Genomic DNA, 16,842 nt, shown 5'->3' with positions numbered 1-16,842 from the left:
TTAATTCTTCGAGGTCAGTTCAACGTCTGCATTCATCGATAGACCGACACGCAATGGATGCTCTACAAGTTCTTTCGGATCAAGTACTATTCGAACAGGTAAGCGTTGTACGACCTTAATCCAGTTACCCGTTGCATTTTGTGCAGGAATCAAGGCAAATGCAGCACCTGTTCCACCCGAAAAACCAACAACCGTACCGTGGAATACCACATGACGACCATATAAGTCTGAAGTCAATGTCGCTTTCTGACCAACTTTGACTTTGGCAAGCTGGCTTTCCTTGAAGTTTGCATCGACATACAGTTGAGAAACTGGAACGACACTCATTACCACAGAACCAGGTGCAACACGCTGACCGATCTGAATATTACGATTGGTCACAACACCATCCACAGGTGCACGAATCACCGTGCGTTCCAAGTCTAAAAGTGCTTGTTGTACTTGAGCTTCAGCAGCCAATACGTCAGGAGTTGAGTTTTCACTTGCCCCCAAGATCAGTGCATTGTTCGCTGCCAAATTACTTTCAGCTGCTTTTCGGCTTGATTGTGCCTGCGCTAATCCAGCCTTTGCTACATCTAACGCGGCACGTGCAGTTTGTGCTGTTGCCTGTGCGGTACTGAATTCTTCTTTAGAAATCGCACCTGTTGCAGCCAAGGCATGACGGCGCGCCAAATCCTGACTTGCTTTATCATAGTCAGCTTGCGCTTTTGCAACTTGTGCCTGAGCACTGTTGATTGCATCTGAACTCACATAAATTTGGGAATTCAATGAGCTACTGTTAGCTGCCGTTTGCTTATATTGACGTTTCGCTTTTGCCAGTGACGCTTCTGCTTGTGCCAAGGCAATTTTTGCATCACGATTATCAATTTCGACTAAGACATCGCCTTTATGCACTTGTTGCGTATCTTGCACTAGCACTTTTGACACTTGCCCACTCACCATAGAGGTGACTTGTGCTGTGTCTGCACCGACATAAGCATTGTCTGTGCTTTCTGTACCACTCAAAAAGAATGCCCAGATTACATATAAAATTGCAGCGATAATCAAAATAACAAAAAAGAAAGAAAATAATTTCTTTCTTTTTTGTTTTAAATTTTGTCCATTTTGATCATCTTGCGGTAGTTGACTGCTTTGAACATCTGTCATACATGTTCCTAATTCTTTGAATATTAAAGAAACTCATGTCTTCAAAATACCTTGATGTACTTTTACATTTTTGCTTCTTTAAATAGATTCTCTAGACTTGAATAATGCACTAAACATCACATGTTGCGACCTAAAATACAAGATTGTTTTTTTTCAAAATTTATGTACAACATCAATTCTGTTTATTTTTTTAGAATAAAAAACAATGTATTAGGAAATTACAAACAGCGATGACCTTCGTTAATTTTTTGTAACATCTATCCTTAATAAACATAAGACGCGATAGCCGTCGCGATCAATATCTGTTCATTATTGAATAAATTCATACGCATGGTACAACTTTTTTTCCCCATTCGAAGGATCTCTGCTTTCGCCCGAAAATACGCTCCTTTCCCTGCAACCAGATAATCAATCCGTAAGTCCAATGTCGCCAAACGGGACATTTTGTGTAAAACATCTTCGGTCTGATACGTCATACGTTTATATAGCTCAGCCATTGCGCAAACACCCCCAACACTGTCCAGCAATGTTGCGGCAACACCGCCATGTAAAATTTGATAAGCCACATTTCCAACCAGAAACGGCTGCATTTCAACATAGCCTTCGATCTGATTTTCTATCACCCGCATGGACATCCGATTATGCCGAAAGAAAGGAGAACCATTAAAAGTTTCACAAAGCTGTTGTAATACAGATTCAACTTCTGTCTGGGCATCTATTTTTAAATGCCCTGTCCATAACGGTTGTTTGGTGTGTGTCATCCCTTGATCTCCTTTTCCATGAAAATTCCATTGACCTGTGCAAATTCATTTTATAGGTCTACAATAGCGCGTAAGTTTAATACTGAACATCGAGATTGTTATGACTTATACGTTCAATCGTCCTGCATTTCCTGCGACTCGCATGCGCCGTATCCGTAGAAATGATCAACTTAGAACGATGGTTAGTGAAACTCACCTTGCCCCACAACATCTTATTTATCCTGTTTTTGTACTGCCTGGTCAAAACCAGACGCAAGATATTCCAAGTATGCCGAATGTACAGCGTCTATCTGCCGACCTTCTTCTAAAAAAGGCAGAAACGCTTTTAGAACTTGGCGTGTCAAAACTGGCATTATTCCCCGTTACTCCACAAGAAGATAAAAGTCTCACAGCAGAAGCCGCTTGGCGTGAAGATGGCGTTGTACAAGCCACATGCCGTTTACTCAAAAAAGAATTGCCCGAAATGGTACTCATCACCGATGGTGCATTAGATCCATACACCACACATGGTCAGGATGGCATTATTGATGACACAGGTTATGTGCTGAATGATGAAACTGTTGAATGTCTTGTCAAACAAGCCTTGAGCCATGCTGAAGCGGGTGCGGATGTTATTGCCCCAAGTGATATGATGGATGGTCGTATTGGCGCAATTCGCCAAGCCCTTGAAGCACATGGATATATTTATACCAATATCATGGCGTACTCTGCAAAATATGCGTCTAGCTTCTATGGCCCATTCCGTGATGCTGTCGGTTCTGCAACGAATTTAAAAGGTGGCAACAAATACACTTACCAAATGGATGTCGGCAACCGTGCCGAAGCCTTACATGAAATCGCGCTAGATATACAAGAAGGTGCAGACATGGTGATTGTAAAACCTGGACTGCCTTATTTAGATGTAGTTCGTGAAGTCAAAGACACCTTTGGCGTACCGACATTTGTCTATCAGGTCAGTGGTGAATATGCCATGTTGGCAGGTGCAATCCAAAATGGCTGGTTATCTGAAAATGTTATCTTAGAATCATTGCTTTGCTGTCGCCGTGCAGGTGCAGATGGGATCTGGACTTACTTCGCTGAAACAGCAGCAAGACAACTCAAAGCTATGTAATTATTTAAAACACAACATAAGAGTGCAGCCATGCAACATATTGCCATTATTGGGGCGGGGGTTTGCGGTCTTTTGACCGCATTAGAACTGATTGAACATGGTTGCACTGTCACCATTTTTGACCAGCAAGCAGCAGGACAAGAAGCCTCTTGGGCAGGTGGCGGGATTCTCTCGCCCATGTACCCTTGGCGTTACCCTGAAGCAGTCAATGCCCTCGCCCAATATGGCAAAACTTTTTATGAAAAGCTCAATAAAAAACTCTACCCTGTCAGTCAAATTGACTTTCAAATTCATCCGACTGGCATGCTGATTTTTGATGAGGAAGATTTTGAAACTGGATTAAAATATGCTGAAAAATATCAAGAACCCATGCAAGTCTGCAAAATAATCCAACAAAATCAAATTTTAAGCATCAACCCACGCGTTTCTTCACAGTTTTCTCAAGCACTGTATTTTCCGCATTTGGCCAATATCCGTAACCCGCGTTTATTACAATCAGTGATTGCCTACTTAAAAAAACAACCCCAAGTTAAATTCATCGAACACTGTCAAATTGACCGACTACACATCCATAATCAACAAATTCAAAGCATCCATACCGCTTCGGGACAAACCTTTTCAGCCGATCAGGTGGTTTTGGCAACAGGCGCATGGAGTCAAACATGGGCAGAACCATTAGGATTAGATATTCCAGTTAAACCCGTTCATGGGCAAATGGCCTTATTTAAAACGCCAAAAAACTGGCTACCGACAATGTGCATGAACAAGGTCATGTATCTGATTCCAAGAGAAGATGGACATATTGTTTGTGGTTCAAGCATGAACTCGTTTGGCTTTGATCACACAACTAAACCAGAAATCCAGCAGAATATTCTTGATGCCGTGACAGAGATGGTGCCTGAATTACGCCAATTTCCTTTGGTGCATCAATGGGCAGGTTTAAGACCTAGTTCTCCAACGGGCGTACCTTATATTGGACAAATCCCTGAAATTAAAAACCTTTGGGCAAACTTTGGGCATTTTCGAAATGGTCTATGTATGGGGCCTGCTTCAGCACAGCTTCTACGGGAATTAATGCTCAATCAACCAACTTTGGTCGATCCAAAAGCCTATTCGCCTTTATCGTTAAAACAGGCTCAGCACAGCGCGTTTGCCTAACATGACATTAGCCAATGCCTGGAACATTGGCTAATTTCGTTATTCAATTTCATGGTCTTCTTGCATTTTATTGACCATACGTCGTGCCTGTTTGCCATAAAACCATAACGTAACCAAATACAATGGCACAGCCAAAAGTAAGAATAATCCTATCGCATAGATAAAAAATCGTGGATGTTGTAAATATGTCCACGCATCATCAAGTACCTGAGGGTTTGCACGAGAAGCCCACAACAGCCCCACGATAAAACCAATTAAGCTATATCCCCAAAAAATTCCCATAAAACCCAAAGAAAGTTTATGTTTTTCTGAAGATGTAGGCGCCCGTTTTTCTTTTTTTAAAAAACGAAATAACACCACAATCATGGCAATTAAATATGGGAAAGCCGTGAGGAAACCACCACTTCCAATGGGCAAAAACAGCCCAATTAAGCCAATAATAAAAGTGATAATCAAACTTAATAGGAAAAACCATAAAAAATAAGGACGTAAAGAAGTCATAGTACAAACCAACTTTTTTCTAAATAATTATCCATACTTTTATCTTACCCTGAATATATCGCAATGTAACATTAGAATTCACAATTCATACTTATATTTAAAAAAACCATTCAAATCATTATCTTATATCATTTAAAAAACTATTGTTATTTCATAAATCGCTTACTTTTCCAACATAAATAAAACAGATAAGACATAGGATACTAGAAATGCGGCGGATCTTTTCAAATTTTATCGCCAAGTTTGAAATCATTTGAGCAACAACCTTTTGAAATTATAGTTTTTACCTTTATTTAAAAAATCAAGTTTAACCTAGCAGGTTTCCCTTCCGCTAAAAATACCACAGCCGAAAAGTGACTAATGATTAGCCGAAATAATAAATTAATCATTTTTTTTAAATTCCTTGTCAACCTTTTACCCAAGGCTGTCGTTATATAGGTATAAGGTCAGTAGCAACCGAGGTTTTTGTTCGGCATCCACAAATGCTTCGGTGACCTTTACTCCAGAGCAATAAATGTAATTCACCTCGGGAACGAAACACAAAAACAACCCGTTGTATGATGTCCTTAGACCAGCGATTTTCTCACTCGAATCGTTGGTCTTTATTTTTTTGGCCTCGTTAAAAATGCACGTCTCTATCAAATATCCATAAAGCCTTTAAATTGTTAGCTATAAGTGTTCATATATGAATCATTGAGATGAATATATTGCAGCAATGTTATCTATTTCATTTCCTTTATTTTAAAATTCGCTTATTAAAAATTTATAACTATTTGTTTTATATAATTATTTAATCAAAACAGATGCTATCTTAATTTTTAATTAATAATACTTATATAAAGATTTGAATATATAAGCACATATAAAACCTTCACAATAAATCCACAACTTAAGGTCATGATAACCCTATCAAATTTAAAACCCAAAAGAGTAAAACATCATGAAAAAATTACTATCTGCATTGTTTGTTGGTTTAACTGCAACAGCGTTTACAGCAACTGCAATGGCTGCTCCAACACAAGCTGACAAACATGCGATGCCTGAAAAACAGCATGTAATGCATGCACCAGCAAAACATGAAGCGGCTAAAGTTGCTGAAAAACACCACGTTGCGAAAAAACCTGTTGCACATAAAAGCAATGTTCATCACCACACAACAGTCACTAAAAAACATGTCGTAAAACATGATGCGAAAAAACCACTTCCACAAAAAACACATCACGTTGCACCTAAAAAAGCATAAGCTTTTCTAGTCTTTCCTCAAGCCATATCATTCAGGATATGGCTTTTTTATTTTTCATTTCACCACAGCAAAATCAGCATTGACCAAAACTCCCGTTTAAAGCGAGAACCTGCTAAAGTAGCCTTATTCTAATTTTTATATGCTTCGCTACTAAATATGGCTGTTCATTTTTTTCATACCTCGGATTGGCATTTAGGGCAATTTTTTTATCATCATTCTCGCCAATATGAACATCAGCAATTTTTGGCATGGCTTATTCAACAAATTCAAGAAAAACAACCTCATGCCCTGCTTATTGCAGGCGATATTTTTGATGTCATCAATCCTGCATCAAGCGCACAAAAACAACTTTACCAATTTTTAGCCGATGCGCATGAGGCTGCTCCACATATGCAAACGCTCATGATTGCGGGAAATCATGACTCAGGTTATCGGATTGAACAGGTTGAACCTTTACTCGAAAAATATAACGCCAAAGCCGTTGGTCTGATTCATTGGAAAGATGATCAGACCTTAGATATTGACCGTTTACTCACCCCAATTTTTGATGCCGAACACAATATTGTGGCGTGGTGTTTAACGCTACCTTTTTTACGCCCTGCTGAAATTACTGGATTTAATGAACAAACACAGGATAGCCAATCTGCGATTGAATATTTACATCAACAATTAATTAAAGAAGCAAAAGCCAGAAAAACTCCAGAGCAAGCACTTATTTTAATGTCACATGCACATTTGCTCGGTGCAGAGGAGTCGGACTCTGAACGACCGATTATCATTGGTCATCAAGAGGCACTTTCAACCCAACTTTTTGGCGATGATATCGACTATGTTGCGCTTGGGCATTTACATAAACCACAACAAATTCAAAAGCCTAATATTCGTTATAGCGGTGCGCCTATTCCACTCTCTTTTAGTGAAACACAGTACAAACATCAGGTGGTTGATGTTCATTTAGACCCGACTGCACCACCCGATCAACAGTTTCAGTTTGAACCATTAATCATCCCGCGCAGTATCAACTTGCATCGGCTGACAGGGGAACTCCAAGAGATATTCCAAAAAATACAACAGCTTGCAACAGGTGAAATTACAGACATTGAACAACGTGATTATGTTGATATTGAATATTTTAGCCTGACACCACCGCCTTTAGATTTACGTCAGCAAATTGAACAGGCTTTACCCGCAAACCGTTATCGACTGGTGCGTATTGTCCGAAAAATGCTACAGCAAGAAGGCGATCAACTCATTGAGTCCAAAATTGATTTAGAACCACCTACCCCTGAAAAATTGTTCCAGCAACTTTGGCAAAATATGGGCTATACCCCTGATACAGAAGTCGAGCGAGACTTTTTATTGCTGTTAGAAGAAGCTCAGAATATTGAAACACCCCACGCTGAAGGATAAGTGCCATGAAAATTTTACGTCTTCGTTTAAATAATCTGGCCTCTTTAGCGGGAGAACATGAGATTGATTTTGAATCTGCACCCTTAGCCAATGCAGGATTAATTGCCATTACAGGTAAAACAGGCGCGGGTAAATCTACTTTATTGGATGCCATGTGTTTGGCACTGTTCGATCAGGTACCACGTCTGACAGGAGCAGCGGGTTCATTGCCTGACCATAGTGGACAAGGGATTGCCATTAAAGACTCAAAAAATATGTTACGGCGTGGCTGTGCCAGTGGTTTTGCCGAACTTGAGTTTATTGCACTGGATCAAAAGCGTTATTTGGCTCGTTGGGAAATTCGTCGGGCACGGAATAAACTCGATGGGAATCTTAAAATTGAACGTGCTGTAATTGCCCTTCCAGAAAAACGTGTACTCACGCAAAAAATCTCAGAATGTACACCCTGTATTCATCAATTAATCGGTTTAAGTTTTGAACAATTTACCCGTGCCGTACTACTGGCACAGTCTGAAGTTGGGGCGTTCTTAAAAGCCAAAGATCAGGAACGTGCCGATTTACTCGAATACCTGACCAATTCCAATATTTTCAGTTTGGTGGGTAAGGCTGCTTTTGAAAAGACCAAAGCCATTCGCCTAGAACGAGAAAATCTAAGCAATATGCTAGGTGGCATCGAGTGTCTAACTGAAACAGAAGTTTCGGAACTCACACAGCAACAGCAGCATTTGGACAGCCAATGTCAGGGGCTTGCATCGGAACAACGCCAATTTGAACAGCAATTACAATGGTATCAACACGAACAACAGTTAATACAGGACTTGCAGCAAAAACAAGCACATGCCCAGCAACAACAGCTGTTATTAGACCAACAACAGCCCGAACAGGAACAGCTCCAGCAGCTTGAAACCTTCGCAAGCATCCGTTCTAGTGTTGAAATATTTCAGCAACAACAACGGCTTCTACAACAAGTAGAACAGGAACTGACACTTACCCAAACGGCATTTACCCAAACAGAATTACAATTTCAGCATGTTCAAACCGCGTATCAAGCTAGTGAACAGCAACTCGCTCAAGAAATTGAGTTTCAGCGCACCATCACACCTCAAATTCAACAAGCCGAAGAACATGCAATTACCCGTGAAACATTAATTGCTCAATATCGGGAACTACAACCTAAAATTTCGTCTTTACAACAGCAGCAACAAGACCACCAACAACAGGTTCAGACACAACAGCAAAAGCTACATCAAATAGACCAACAGTTAAATCATCTGCAACAACAACTGGCGGACAGTGAAGATTTACAGCCTTTTGATCTGGAACCCGAAGCAACACTGCGTCAATTACAGCACATCTTGCAACATAAACAACGAATTGATCAGGTTGCACCCCAACTAGGACATTCCGATCTTTCAAAGATTCAGCAACAGCTTCAACAACTCAATGCAGACGCATCGTTGAGTGGAGATAATGAACTACACATTGCACAGCAACAACGTGAACAACTGTTAGAAAAGCAGTATTTAGCGGAACAAATTGAAGAGCTCATTCAGCAATATCTCAAACACGACCAGTTAAATGAAGAGATCACCCAACAGCTTGCCCAACTCCAACAACAACATGCCCTTGCGGAAAAAGCACAACAGCAGTCTGCTCAACACTACCAACAAAGCAAGCAAGCCCGTGAACATTTACAACAAACCCTGCAACAGCAATGTCTGATTCATTCACAACAGGTCGAACAGCTACGCCAGAACCTACAGGAAAATCAACCTTGTATGGTCTGTGGCAGTACCGAACATCCTTTTTTACAGCACAAACAGTTGCTTGAAAAATCACTGTTTTCAATTCAGCAGCAGCAAGAAAAAATTGCCCTAGAGCAAGAGCAACACGCATTTGATGAATGGCAGCAGCATCAACAGCAGTCTGTCCGTTTAAGTAGTCAGCTTGAACAGCAGCAGACGCAACAGCAGCAGACACAACAGCAGCGACTTACCCTTCAACATCATCTAGAAAACAAAGCCAAAACCCTTGCTTTGACGCTGAATTTTGACCAACAACAGGCTTTAGCAACCCAAATCAAAACAACAAAAGAGAACCTTCAGCAACAACAGGCGCAGTTACAGCAACAAATCGAACGTCAGCAACAACGCCAACAGCTACAGGTTCAACTTGAACTTTTACAACAATGGCACGACCTCATTGAGCCGATCACACAGCATCTGACTGGATCTGATTTTAGCCAGTGGCAGCAAAATCCTGTTTTAACCATTCAAACCTTAACGCAACGTATTCGACAACGTCAGCAATTGCGCCAACAATTTCAGCAACAGCAACAACTGCTGCAAATAGAGCAACAGAAACTACAACCACAAATTCTGAATCTAAATCAAATAGAACAACAATTAGAAAGCCTAAAATTAGAGTCAGATGATATTTTACAACGTGGTGAACAGCTTAAATTGCAAGTGATGGCATTAACACGCCCTTATAGCGACACGCCATTTGAACTTGCAAAACAATGGCTCAGTCATTTAAGAGTGAAAAAACAGCAACTTGAACAAAGCTATCAAACCCAAAAACAACAGTTTGATCAAGCCTATGCGCACTACCAGCAACAGCAGCAGCACATCCAACAACAACAGAACCAGAAACAACATATTCAGCAGCAACAACAGAGTTGTCAGAATAAAATTGATTTGTGGTTAAATGAACATCCAGATTTTGGTCAGGCTCAATTATTTGCTTTAGCCACAATCGACCTTCAAACCGTACATGCAATTCGCCAACGGATACAACAACAGATTCAGGCACTACAACAAGCGCAAATGCGAGTTTCCACCTTACAAGAGCAACATCAACAACATTTGCAGCAACAACCTGCTTTGACACAGCAACAGGTCGAGCAGCAATTACAGCAAACACAGCTAGACCTTCAAAATCTGTCACAACAGCGTGATGCCATTAAACTCAAGTTAGAACTCAATTTACAAAATCTCGCAAGACAACAGCAATTTGAACGCCAAATTGAGGATATTCGGCAAAAAGAGTATCGCTGGAGTAAAATCTCCGACCTAATTGGGAGTGCCGATGGTGGAAAATTCAAAAAAATTGCCCAAGAACATCATTTAGATATTTTAGTTGAATATGCAAATCAGCAATTACAACCACTTGCACCACGCTATCAACTACAACGGATTCCAAATAGCTTAGGGCTTGCCATTATTGACCAAGAAATGAATAGTGAAATTCGCCCTGTAGTTTCATTATCAGGTGGGGAAACCTTTCTGGTATCTTTAGCACTCGCCTTAGCAATTGCCAACATGGCATCAGGCACTATGAAACTTGAATCATTATTCATTGATGAAGGTTTTGGTACGCTCGACCCAGCATCGCTACATATTGTGATGGATGCATTAGATCGCCTGCAAAGTCAGGGACGTAAAGTGGTGTTGATTTCTCATGTTCAGGAAATGCATGAACGTATTCCTGTCCAGATTCAGGTCAAATCTGTGGGGGCTGGTGCAAGCACCATTCATATTATGGGTTAAAAATAAAACCCCAACATGATTCATGTGTTGGGGTTTCGCTTAAAGCTGATTTACAAATTGTTGTTTTACTTCATCGGGGATCTGGCGCTTATGCCCCTGTGTATCTACGGCAACAAAAGTAAAAGTCCCTTGGGTAATACGTTTAGGCTGTCGAGAACTGTCATGACTATCCCAAACTTCAATTTGCATTTGAATTGAAGTATTCCCCACTTTTAAAATTTTGGTGTAACAGCTCACGACATCGCCAACCTTAACAGGGACAAGAAATGTCATTTCATGAATTGAAATGGTTGCACAACGTCCTTTACTAAAACGCTCTGCATGAATGGCACCCGCCAAGTCCATTTGTGACACAATCCAGCCACCAAAAACATCACCACTCCAGTTTGTATCTGCTGGCATGGCAATCGTTTGTAGTGAAAGTATACCTTCTGGTTTTACGCTTGAATCTAACACGTTCATATCCTATTTTTGTAGTTGCTCATCTAACCACTGTTTCAAATCAGGTGCACGTAAAGCACCACTTATACGCGCCACCTCTGTTGTTTTGTTCATCAACACCAATGTTGGAATACTTCTGACATTAAATGCCTGACTCAAACGAGGGTTCTGTTCTGTATCAATTTTTCCAAAAACAACCTGAGGATAGGCTTTCGCAACCTCAGCAAAATGAGGTGCCATCATTTTACATGGCCCACACCAATCTGCCCATAAATCAATCAAAATAGGCAAATCACTATATTGAATAAATTCACTAAAATTTTTCTCATTTAACTCAACTGGAGCCAGACGAATTAAATTCTGATGGCATTGTCCACAATGGGGATTTTCAGTTAATTTTTCCTCAGGCACACGGTTTTTAGCTGTACACGATGGGCAAACGATGATCATCCTTTTTTCCTCAATAACGCTCATGCTCTGGAGTAAATCTTAATCATTTTCTGTATCTAAATACATTGTACATACTCCACTTCGTCCATGTAGAGCATTTTTTTCTGATCATTCACATAATCTCTCATATTCTTGTTAAAAAATATGCTTGTGTCAGAAGCATCTCTAAGGTTAATGATATGATACAGACATCCAAACCCATCATATAAATGGAGAAAACAATGAGTGAGCAAGTTGGCTTCGCTGGACAAATCCTGCCAGAACATATCAGTCAGATTGTTGAACAAGGCTTTAAATCTGTGATTAATAACCGCCCAGATTTAGAAGGTGGTGCAGAACAACCAACAAGTGCACAAATTGAAGCGGCTGCACGTCAGGCTGGGCTAGATTATGTTCATCAACCTGTCGTTGCAGGTCAAATTACAGAACTTGATGTACGTAATTTTGCAAATCATTTCAATGAATTGCCAAAGCCAGTTCTCATGTTCTGTCGTACAGGTAATCGTTCAAACAATTTATATCAGCTTGCAAAGCAAATGGATTTACTTGACGACTAACTTTCGTCAAACAAAATTTTGCACCATAGAGGCTATTCGCATTTCAGCCATACGTTGTGTCATTTATAAAAATATAGAAACCATCAGGTTGCTATCCCCCATGAAATAAAGGAATAAAAATCCATTTTTTCAGATGAAATTGACGTTTATGACCAACGCGACCCTCCCTCTTTGAGGGAATGAAATGTGAACAACCTCTACTTGGCAGGCCTGATACAGATATACACCACAATGAAATATCCCCTCGAAAATATCTCTGTTATCTTCAGATCATCATTTTTAAAACATCTTCTTTCGTTATGATCAGAGTTATTCTTTTTCTTGGTTTATCTAGTCTGATTTTAGGTATAACAGCCTGCAGCACCATGTCTTTACGTCCTACAGCCAGCGTTATGATTGGTGGTTAAAATTAAATCATTATAAAATGTTAAAATTTGCAAAATAGCGTCAAAAGCTAAAAAAATATTCGTTATAGTCAATAAAACTATGCTAAAGAATAACATCATGCTTTACGATATCATTATATTAGGCGCAGGCACAGCAGGAATCAGTGCCTATAAAGAAGCCATCAAATATACACAAAATATTCTTGTCATTAATGAGGGGCCATGGGATACGACCTGTGCCCGTGTCGGTTGTATGCCAAGCAAAGTTTTAATCTCAAGTGCTAATAGACTCTATGATGCGCAACATCTCGATCAGGTTGGAATTGAGGCTAAAATTGTTGCGGATACTTCGCAGATTATGCAACACATACAACAATTACGTGATCGTTTTAGTGCAGCAACCTTAAAAGATGTTGCAAAATGGCCTCAAGAACATAAAATCAATGGCAAAGCCCACTTTGTCAATGCCAACACTGTCGAAGTTAATGGACAACAGTATCAGGCAAAAAGCTTTATTCTCGCTGTCGGTTCAAAACCCAATATCAATTTAGAATGGCAAACCCACATTGGCAATAAACAACTGTCTTCAGACCAAATTTTTGAATTAGAGCAGTTGCCAAAGTCCATTGCAGTCATTGGCAGTGGCGTTATCTCCATTGAACTGGCACAAGCGTTTCATCGTCTAGGTGTAACCACAACCATTTTTGCTCGTAGTAAAAAAGTCGGCAGTTTATCGAGTCCATATTTACAAGAACTGGCTCAAAACCAGTTGAAAAAAGAACTGAATATTTTATTTGAGACCTTACCCGACCAAGTTTCATTACAAGACAATCAAGTCAAAATTGACTACACCGTCAACGGCAAAACTGAATCCATATACGTGGATTATCTTTTAAATGCGACAGGACGTACATCGTTACTTTCTACGCTTCAATTACAAAATATTCATCCCGAATTTCAACAGATTAAAAGTCTTCCAATTCATCCTGACACCAAACAACTGGCAGACTACCCAATTTTTGTTGCAGGCGATGCATTTAGTGCAACCCCAATACAACATGAAGCAGCGCACGAAGGACGTATGGCTGTGCATAATTGTCTAAATTATCCACAGATTAGCTCGATTAAAACTCGCCCAGCTCTAGGCATTATGTTTTCATCTCCAGAAATGGCGACTGCAGGTTCAAGTCATCAGCACCTAACGGAACAAAAAATAGATTTTGTTACAGGACAAAGTTCATTTGAACGTCAAGGCAGAGCCATCGTTTTAGGGAAAAATATGGGGGCAATCGAAGTTTATATTGCCAAAGACTCACGCCAACTTTTAGGCGCAGAATTTTTTGTTGAATCTGCTGAACATATGGTGCACTTGTTGAACTGGATGATTGATGAAGGATGTACAATTGATGAAATCCTTAGCAAACCGTTTTACCATCCAACCCTTGAAGAAGGGCTCAGAAGTGCTTTTAAAAATGCAAAAATCAAATTAGATCAATAAATTATTTTTAATCAACAAAAATAAGGACAATAAACAATCCTTCTACGTTTAGATGATGCTCACCATTGATGAAAGGTCAATGGCTCCTCATTTAAGCTCAGAAAATTGGAATATTTTTTGCTTTTTAATTTATTATTGATCTTAAATTTTATCCTCCCTATAAGAGTGTGCTATGCGTTTATTCAAACTATCCCTATTGCTCGGAGCTGTCGGCTTAACGGCTGGTTTAATTGGCTGTTCAACTGCGACGACGCTTCAAAAAAAACCAACCGCACTAAAACTTAAACAAGACGTTTTGACCGATGCAACACCTCGTTTGGGAATCATTGCCGCGTTCGGACAAGAAGCCGATTTACTGATTCAATCGACTCAAGACAAACATGAATACCTCATTAATGGTCGTAAATTCGTAACAGGTACACTCGAAAATACACCCGTTGTCATCACACTCAGTGGCATCAGCATGACCAATGCAGCAATGACAACTCAATTGATTTCAGACCATTTCAAATTAAAAGGTATCGTATTTAGCGGTATCGCAGGTAGTTTAAACCCAGACTACCATGTTGGTGATGTTGTGATTGCCAAGAGCTGGATTGCACCTAATGAAGTTTATTTTAATAACACAGACAACTTACCCAATGCCTGCGGTAAAGCAGGTGATATTTCCTGCCTAGGCATCAAACTCGCAGACAATATTCCCGCATGGAAAAACCAATTCCTTCGAGAAACAAATGTCATGAATGCAACAAACTATCAACAAGTTGCACTTACCAGTCGTTTTGGGGATACAGATGTTCCTATGGCTTATGGAGAAATGCGAGTCGATTTCCCTGTCGATAGTAAAATGCTCAATATTGTGACAAAAGTACAAAACAATACGCAATCAGCTCTTGAGGCCATCTGTTCAGGTGCAAATTGTTATCATCCAAAAATTGTCGTTGGACAACGAGGCGTATCAGGTGGGGCGTTCTTGGCAAATGCAGAATATCGAGAGTACCTACATAAACACTTGAAAGGTGATTGTGTCGATATGGAAACAGCTGCTGTTGCTCAAGTTGCATACTCAAACAATATTCCTTTTATTGCTTTTCGTAGTCTATCCGACCTTGCCGGAGCAGATCATGATCCAAATGTTGCTGCATTCTTCGGTTCAGGAATCGCTCAACGCAATGCCGCTAAATTAACGATGGCATTCATTAAAGAATGGAATGCTGAACAATAAAATAACGACCTCCTCAATACCAACTGAGGAGGTCTTTTTTAAACTTGAAACATACTTTGATAAAACAGCCTTCTTTTTAAAATCCGACCACTTTATTTCGGCCTTCTTCTTTCGCACAGTACAATCTTTGGTCAATTGTTACCATTAAGCTTTCAGGGTTATCCCCTTCCATTGGAATAATCGATCCAACACCAAAACTAGCAGTCAAAGAAGCAATATAATTATTGAGCTGAATTGAAGTTGCTTCAATACGGCATCGGATACGCTCTGCAATTAACATCGCCTCTTGATGATCGGTCATTGGTAATATAATAATAAACTCCTCACCACCTAATCGTGCGGCAATATCTTGAGTCCTTACTTCAGACTTTAAAATTTGGGCGACCGTTTTCAATGCAGTATCACCTGCACTATGACCATAGGTATCATTAAATTTTTTAAAAAAATCAATATCAATCAAAATAATAGAAATAACTGTTTTAAAATGAACTGCAATATCCCACTCTCGTCGTAAAAATAAATCATATGAACGACGATTTGCGATTTCGGTTAAACTGTCCTGATAAGATAAAGTTTCCAACTCTTTTTGCAATCTAATTAATTCTTCTTCGTTTTTCTTTCTTTCACTGATATCAAACATAAACCCAACAAGGAATTTTGTTTCCCCATTACAGCGGATCACATGTACAACATCACGAACCCATATATAACGACCATCTGCGGTTAAAGCTCGATAATCTGCTTCATGGTCAATACCATCTCTGGACAATGTCACACAATAATTAACAGCCCATTCACGATCCTCAGGATGCATCCTATCCGCCCAATCAGAAACATTATCCCAATGAGACCACCCTAATAACTCCTGAATCTGAGGCCCTATATATGTAAATCTCTGTGCTTTCCAGTCAATTTGCCAAGGGATTGCATTGGTAGATTCTAAAAGAGTTTTATAAAATTCATTATCTAACTCTATATTTTTATTAACAATATCAAAATTTTTATGCATATATTTTTATCCTTCTAGTATAAAATAATTGATGGTGGACGATTGGCTGTTGCCTCAGGGGCAATAAACATATCCTCTCTTTTTCTAAAATAAAGTTAACGCCTTAATACCATTTCTTTCTCTTTAAACTCCCCCAATAGACGTACACCTAATAATGCTTATTATGTTACTCAATATATGCTGATTTTTTGAGAATCTAAATATCTGTTCATCTGATATTGCTCTTTTTTGAGTAATACCTTTAATAATTTCTAAATCCACGAATTACGATTATTTTAATTTTATTATTTCAATTATGATTATTTAACTTCCGCATAAAAATAAACCCCCGACACTTGGTCGGGGGTTTGAATAATGAGCTGGCGATGACTTACTCTCACATGGGTAACCCCACA

The 16,842-nt window shown here is 39.5% G+C and carries 14 protein-coding genes; 8 read left to right on the top strand and 6 right to left on the bottom strand.

Features of this window, described 5'->3' with window-relative positions:
* Positions 1–1,146, bottom strand: coding sequence for an HlyD family efflux transporter periplasmic adaptor subunit (locus ABDV70_RS10705; RefSeq protein ID WP_343597664.1), 1,146 nt, complete (start codon positions 1,144–1,146; stop codon positions 1–3).
* A gap of 263 nt (positions 1,147–1,409) precedes the next feature.
* Complete coding sequence (locus ABDV70_RS10700; RefSeq protein ID WP_343597663.1) at positions 1,410–1,907, bottom strand: thioesterase family protein; 498 nt, start codon at positions 1,905–1,907, stop codon at positions 1,410–1,412.
* A gap of 100 nt (positions 1,908–2,007) precedes the next feature.
* Between ABDV70_RS10700 and hemB the strand changes: the two genes are divergently transcribed.
* Both hemB and thiO read left to right on the top strand, forming a co-directional pair.
* On the top strand, positions 2,008–3,018 hold the full coding sequence (hemB, locus tag ABDV70_RS10695; protein ID WP_343597661.1) for a porphobilinogen synthase: 1,011 nt from the start codon (positions 2,008–2,010) through the stop codon (positions 3,016–3,018).
* Between the two features lie 30 nt (positions 3,019–3,048).
* Positions 3,049–4,176, top strand: a complete 1,128-nt coding sequence (gene thiO, locus ABDV70_RS10690) for a glycine oxidase ThiO (protein ID WP_343597659.1) — start codon at positions 3,049–3,051, stop codon at positions 4,174–4,176.
* A 39-nt stretch (positions 4,177–4,215) separates the two neighbouring features.
* Here the strand turns inward: thiO and ABDV70_RS10685 are convergent, their stop codons facing one another.
* Complete coding sequence (locus tag ABDV70_RS10685) at positions 4,216–4,677, bottom strand: ABZJ_00895 family protein (protein ID WP_343597657.1); 462 nt, start codon at positions 4,675–4,677, stop codon at positions 4,216–4,218.
* A 940-nt stretch (positions 4,678–5,617) separates the two neighbouring features.
* On the opposite strand from ABDV70_RS10685, the gene ABDV70_RS10680 reads away from it, so the two are divergent.
* From ABDV70_RS10680 to ABDV70_RS10670, 3 genes are all read left to right on the top strand, one after another.
* Positions 5,618–5,920 carry a hypothetical protein gene (locus tag ABDV70_RS10680; RefSeq protein WP_343597655.1) on the top strand — a complete coding sequence of 101 codons (303 nt, stop codon included), beginning with the start codon at positions 5,618–5,620 and terminating at the stop codon, positions 5,918–5,920.
* 156 nt (positions 5,921–6,076) lie between these two features.
* Positions 6,077–7,330: an exonuclease SbcCD subunit D C-terminal domain-containing protein gene (locus tag ABDV70_RS10675; protein WP_343597654.1), complete on the top strand. Its 1,254-nt coding sequence runs from the start codon at positions 6,077–6,079 to the stop codon at positions 7,328–7,330.
* A 5-nt stretch (positions 7,331–7,335) separates the two neighbouring features.
* Positions 7,336–10,881: an AAA family ATPase gene (locus ABDV70_RS10670; RefSeq protein WP_343597653.1), complete on the top strand. Its 3,546-nt coding sequence runs from the start codon at positions 7,336–7,338 to the stop codon at positions 10,879–10,881.
* Positions 10,882–10,920: 39 nt separating this feature from the next.
* On the opposite strand, the gene ABDV70_RS10665 is transcribed toward ABDV70_RS10670, so the two are convergent.
* Together ABDV70_RS10665 and trxC are read right to left on the bottom strand one after the other, a co-directional pair.
* Positions 10,921–11,337, bottom strand: coding sequence for an acyl-CoA thioesterase (locus ABDV70_RS10665; RefSeq protein WP_343597652.1), 417 nt, complete (start codon positions 11,335–11,337; stop codon positions 10,921–10,923).
* Between the two features lie 9 nt (positions 11,338–11,346).
* Positions 11,347–11,772 carry a thioredoxin TrxC gene (trxC, locus tag ABDV70_RS10660; RefSeq protein WP_343597650.1) on the bottom strand — a complete coding sequence of 142 codons (426 nt, stop codon included), beginning with the start codon at positions 11,770–11,772 and terminating at the stop codon, positions 11,347–11,349.
* 221 nt (positions 11,773–11,993) lie between these two features.
* On the opposite strand from trxC, the gene ABDV70_RS10655 reads away from it, so the two are divergent.
* The 3 genes from ABDV70_RS10655 (at position 11,994) to ABDV70_RS10645 (ending at position 15,438) form a co-directional block, all read left to right on the top strand.
* On the top strand, positions 11,994–12,329 hold the full coding sequence (locus ABDV70_RS10655) for a TIGR01244 family sulfur transferase (RefSeq protein WP_343597648.1): 336 nt from the start codon (positions 11,994–11,996) through the stop codon (positions 12,327–12,329).
* Between the two features lie 504 nt (positions 12,330–12,833).
* Complete coding sequence (locus tag ABDV70_RS10650; protein ID WP_343597647.1) at positions 12,834–14,213, top strand: dihydrolipoyl dehydrogenase; 1,380 nt, start codon at positions 12,834–12,836, stop codon at positions 14,211–14,213.
* 172 nt (positions 14,214–14,385) lie between these two features.
* Positions 14,386–15,438 carry a 5'-methylthioadenosine/S-adenosylhomocysteine nucleosidase gene (locus ABDV70_RS10645; RefSeq protein ID WP_343597645.1) on the top strand — a complete coding sequence of 351 codons (1,053 nt, stop codon included), beginning with the start codon at positions 14,386–14,388 and terminating at the stop codon, positions 15,436–15,438.
* A 76-nt stretch (positions 15,439–15,514) separates the two neighbouring features.
* Here the strand turns inward: ABDV70_RS10645 and ABDV70_RS10640 are convergent, their stop codons facing one another.
* Positions 15,515–16,447 (bottom strand): sensor domain-containing diguanylate cyclase, encoded by a 933-nt coding sequence (locus ABDV70_RS10640; RefSeq protein ID WP_343597643.1) that lies wholly within the window; start codon positions 16,445–16,447, stop codon positions 15,515–15,517.
* Positions 16,448–16,842 lie beyond the last annotated feature (395 nt).

This window comes from Acinetobacter sp. (assembly GCF_039596015.1).
Classification (GTDB): domain Bacteria; phylum Pseudomonadota; class Gammaproteobacteria; order Pseudomonadales; family Moraxellaceae; genus Acinetobacter.
Note: the sequence above shows the minus strand (reverse complement) of the source record. Positions and strands in the feature narration are given on the sequence as shown.